This is a genomic window from Robinsoniella sp. (genome assembly GCF_034124845.1).
This window is the reverse complement of record NZ_JAWYAJ010000058.1, coordinates 1-3,025: the sequence shown is the minus strand read 5'-3', so window position 1 is coordinate 3,025 and position 3,025 is coordinate 1. Positions and strand designations below refer to the sequence as shown.

The window sequence follows — 3,025 nt, the reverse complement described above, 5'->3', positions numbered from 1 at the left end:
GCCGATTACAGAATATATCAACAAAACCCGAATCGAAAAGGCAAAGGAATACCTGATCAATCCGGGAACCCTGGCATATGAGGTCGCCGGGCTGGTCGGCTATAATGATCCTACTTATTTTTCTTCGATCTTTAAAAAATATACCGGGTTAAGCCCCACCGAATTTAAGCATCAGTATCGTTATAAGAGAAATTAAAAATTAACTGCCCCGGAAACAGCCAGTACAGCTTTGCTCAAATAATTAAGCCATACTGTACGAACTATTTCCGGGGCAGATTTCCATTACCGTCAGCTGTCACCTGGATTTTCAATTTGAATCTTTGATTTTACATTTTTAGCCCCGTTAATCTCCAGAACAACCTGAATCTTTCCTGCCTTGTATTCGGTAAGGGGATACACCAGAGGCTCCTTTAAATTACTCACATCAATGATTTCCTCTTTCTCATCCTGAATAATATGCATGAGCAGCTGACCTTCTTCACTGCTGACCTGGGCATGCAGCACTGCCTGATTGTCATCAATTCTAAATTTTGCACTCTTGCGGAATCCCTCCGATGCGTATTTAAAGCTTAAGTTCCAGTCATCACCCCATTTATTTTCAATGGAAGCCATGATAATGCCGGTGTTCCAGGTGTTTTTATCCAGGAAGTCATCCGTGGTAAATGCCAGGACAATGAAAGAAATCAAACATCCAAGCATCAGGATTCCTGACAGGATCGCCGCTATGATAAATCCAAAACCTTTACTTGATTTCTCCACTGCCATTTCCCCCTGACGTCCCTGATTTTCTTCGCCGCAGTTTTCACAGTATCTGGCTGACTGCCTGATCCGGTATCCACAATTTCTGCATAAAATCCTATTTTCACCTCTGGTAACCATATAGATAATCAAGCCTAAAATCGGGGTTGCAATGAACACGATGATCATCCAGAGCAGTCCATTTTCCCCCCTTTTCATACAATCCCGATAGATCCAGATGCAGATGCACACATAGACCAGAAGTGCACATAAAAGCCCGCCAAACAAGAGGCCGCCCGCAAGCAAACTGATGGTTCCAATCCCTTCTGTCACTCCCCATATTGCCACCCGCAGTATAATTGCTGCAATTAAAATTACAATTCCAATGATGATATACTTTTTCTTTTTATCAGAATTCATGCTTTGTTCCCTCCTTTTTCCAGAACCAGAACCATCTTTTCTTTTAAATCAGAAAACCACATGCCAGCGGCTGTAAGCGCCACACCTGCAAGAACCATATAAATGCAGGCACTCATAACCAGCTTTGCCAGTAACATGTTCGGAATTAAAAAATACCCCAAAAATGCCAGCATTCCAAACAGCAGTCCATTTAAAAGCATTGGAAGAAACCACAGTGATATTGTTCTGGTACCGGCAGCCGATTTTAAATACGCTTCTTTTTCCCTGACCTGCCTCATCAGGATTTTATTGAGATTATCATCCGGCTTCTCAGAAGAAGCCATGGCATTTTTAATTTCTTTACCCAAACGGTCATTGAACTGGGGTTCACATGGATTCCGGGCTCTTTGATTCTGGGCACTTTGATCCTGGTAACTTTGATCCTGGTAACTTTGATCCTGGTAACTTTGATTCCGGGCTCTTTGTCCCTGGTCTCTATCATTTAGATTTCGATTACTTTGTTGTCTATCATCCTGCATAGTCATATCCCTGTTCCTCCAATCTTTTCTTAATCATGCTGCGGGCTTTATGCAGCCTGCTCTTTATGGTACCCGTGGGCTTTTTCATAATCTTTCCGATCTCCTCCAATGAAACCTCACAGGTATAATAGAGAATCACTGGTATCCGAAACTTCTCCGGCAGTTCCTCCATGATCTTTCGCAGCACCCCGTCCCGGATTCGTGCCAGAACTTCACTTTCCAGATCAACCTGGTCTGCCGCCAGATTTTCATTGTCGTCATCCAGGGATACACTTGGGGCAATCCGGCTGTGCCTTGCCATTTTCCGCACTTCATTCATCCACAGTCCATTTGTAACAGAAAATAAAAATGCTTTCGGATTTCCATCCCGTTTCACTTCCATGGAAAGTTCCAGAACTTTTAAAAATGTCTTCTGATACAAATCCTCTGCATCTGCCCGGTTTCTGCATAACCTGGAACAAAACCGGTATATGTCCGTTCCATATTGTTCAATCAAAACTTCTACCTGATCTGCAAGCACATCCACACCTCCTTTTTACCCTGCTATTATATAATCGTCATAACTTTCGGTGGGGTTCATTTTATTTTTATAATTATTTTTGATTTCATAAAGATAGCCCCGGATTTCCTGGTGTTTCAAAACCTCCTTGAAACAAACAGAAAAACCGGGGCTTCCATCTGAATAACATTCTTTGCTGCAGGCTCTTGATTTCTAACCTGTCACCATTAGCTGCTCTGGTTCGGTATATAAGTCCGTATCCTGCCCACAAATTCTGAAAAGTTCTGTGTCTGCAGCACAACTCTTCCCGGTCCCGTGAGTCTTGTAATAAATAAGCCTTCACCACCCAGGAAAATATTCATACCTCCGCGCATCATTTCCACTTCATACCGCACCGTGTTTTCAAATGCCACTAAATTTCCGGTGTCAACCTTAAGGACTTCACCCGGAGCCAGCACCTTTTCCACCTTATTGCCATCTACTTCTAAAAATGCCATGCCGTTTCCGGACATTTCCTGCAGGATGAACCCTTCACCACCAAAAAAACCGGCTGACATCTTTTTCGTAAAGACTGCCCTTACATCTACCATGTTCTGAGCGCACAAAAATGCTCCCTTTTGGCAGATCAGACTTCCATAAGTACTCAGATCCACCGGCAGAATTTCTCCCGGAACCGTAGCGGAGAATCCGATGGTAACGCCATCCTGCATGGCTGAATAGGTGGTCATAAAAAAGGACTCCCCGGAAAACATTCTTCCCAATCCTTTCATAATCCCGCCTCTTGCATTTGTAGTCATATCAATTCCTTCACTCATCCAGGACATACCGCCAGACTGGGTATAAATGGCTT

5 protein-coding genes are annotated in these 3,025 nt (G+C 43.4%); 1 reads left to right on the top strand and 4 read right to left on the bottom strand.

What is annotated here, in order from left to right; all coding sequences use genetic code 11:
- On the top strand, positions 1–196 hold a 196-nt coding region (locus tag ACH2DQ_RS03010), incomplete at its 5' end, for a helix-turn-helix domain-containing protein (protein WP_395025528.1).
- Between the two features lie 92 nt (positions 197–288).
- On the opposite strand, the gene ACH2DQ_RS03005 is transcribed toward ACH2DQ_RS03010, so the two are convergent.
- The 4 genes from ACH2DQ_RS03005 to ACH2DQ_RS02990 form a co-directional block, all read right to left on the bottom strand.
- Entirely contained in the window at positions 289–1,158 is an 870-nt protein-coding gene (locus ACH2DQ_RS03005; RefSeq protein WP_394915175.1) for a zinc ribbon domain-containing protein, read from the bottom strand.
- Positions 1,155–1,682 carry a hypothetical protein gene (locus tag ACH2DQ_RS03000; protein WP_394915174.1) on the bottom strand — a complete coding sequence of 176 codons (528 nt, stop codon included), beginning with the start codon at positions 1,680–1,682 and terminating at the stop codon, positions 1,155–1,157. The genes ACH2DQ_RS03005 and ACH2DQ_RS03000 overlap by 4 nt, the downstream gene beginning before the upstream one ends.
- Complete coding sequence (locus ACH2DQ_RS02995; RefSeq protein WP_394915173.1) at positions 1,666–2,196, bottom strand: RNA polymerase sigma factor; 531 nt, start codon at positions 2,194–2,196, stop codon at positions 1,666–1,668. The genes ACH2DQ_RS03000 and ACH2DQ_RS02995 overlap by 17 nt, the downstream gene beginning before the upstream one ends.
- Positions 2,197–2,402: 206 nt before the next feature.
- A partial coding sequence (locus ACH2DQ_RS02990; protein WP_395025525.1) for a TIGR00266 family protein occupies positions 2,403–3,025 on the bottom strand: 623 nt, incomplete at its 5' end.